The 1,443-nt window shown below is 73.3% G+C and carries 1 protein-coding gene; it reads left to right on the top strand.

The genetic code is table 11. The annotated features are described in order from the left end of the window. On the top strand, nt 1-1,443 hold a 1,443-nt coding region (locus AC27IO_RS24165; protein ID WP_498741208.1), incomplete at both ends, for a YhdP family phospholipid transporter.

The raw sequence follows: 1,443 nt of genomic DNA, 5'->3' as shown, positions 1-1,443 counted from the left end.
CACCGAGGGCCTGCAGTTCACCACGCAGGATGCATTGCGCTGGCCGGGCGGCAACCTCATGGTGCGGCACACCGGCGTGCAAAGCGGCCGCGAGCAGGGCGAACTGCGCGCCGACCGCCTCGACCTGGCCGCGCTGGCGCAGATCGCCAGCCGGCTGCCGCTGGATGCCGCCGTGCATTCCGCCCTGGCCGACTACACGCCGCGCGGGCTGGTGGAGGAGGTCAAGGCCACCTGGCGCGGCCCCTTGCAGCAGCTGCAGCAATACCAGGCGCGCGGCAAGGTGACCGGGCTGGCGGTGGCCGACCAGCCGCGCGCCGAGGGCGCGGCCTCGCACGTGCCCGGCCTGCGGGGCGCGAGCGTGGAGTTCGACGTGTCGCAGGCCGGCGGCAAGGCCACGCTGGCCCTGGTGGACGGCGCCCTGGTGCTGCCCCACGTGTTCGAGGAAGGCACGGTGCCGGTGGACCAGCTGTCGGCGAACGTGCGCTGGCAGATCGAGGGCGAGCGCATCGCGGTGCAGGCCAGCGACCTGCAGTTTTCCAACGCCGATGCGCAGGGCGAGGCCCGGCTGAACTGGCACACCGGCGATGCCGAGCGTGGCGGTGCCCGGCCGCGGTTTCCCGGCGTGCTGGACCTGTCCGGCAGCCTGAGCCGCGCGGACGGCACCCGCGTGCACCGCTACCTGCCGCTGTCCATCCCGCAGGAGACGCGCCACTACGTGCGCGACGCGGTCACCACGGGCACGGCCAGCAACGTGCAGTTCCGCGTCAAGGGCGACCTGCACGACATTCCCTTCAACACGCCCGGGCAGGGCGACTTCCACATCGCCGCGCGCGTGAAGGACGTGACCTATGCCTATGTGCCGCCGCGCCTGCAGCATGCCAACGAGGCGCCCTGGCCCGCCCTCACCGAACTCACCGGCGACCTGATCTTCGACCGCTCCACCATGGCCGTGAAGGGCGCCAGCGGCAGCTTCGCCGGCACGCCGAAGCTGCGCGTGAACAAGGTGGAGGCGCGCATTCCGGACCTGGCCCACACGGTGGTCGCGGTGAACGCCGATGCGCGGGGCCCGCTGGCGGACATGCTGTCGTTCGTCACCACCTCGCCGCTGGCGCGCCTGACCGGCAATGCGCTGGACAAGACCACCGCCAACGGCACGGCCGACCTGCAGCTGGCCCTGTCGCTGCCCGTCAGCCACATCGACCAGTCCAAGGTGCAGGGCAGCGTGACCCTGGCGGGCAACGACGTGCGCATCACACCGGAGGCCCCGCCCATCGGCCGCGCGCGCGGCACCGTGCAGTTCACCGACACCGGCTTCACCCTGGCGGGCGTGCAGGGCCGCGCGCTGGGGGGCGACCTGCGGCTGGAGGGCGGCATGCGGTCCCTGCCCGCGGGGGCGTTGCCGGTGGAGTCCGCCGTGCAGGTGCGCGGCCAGGGGCGTGGCCA

The organism is Acidovorax sp. KNOB132 (assembly GCF_057541515.1).
The sequence above is the reverse complement of the archived record's forward strand: the minus strand, read 5'-3'. Positions and strand labels throughout refer to the sequence as shown.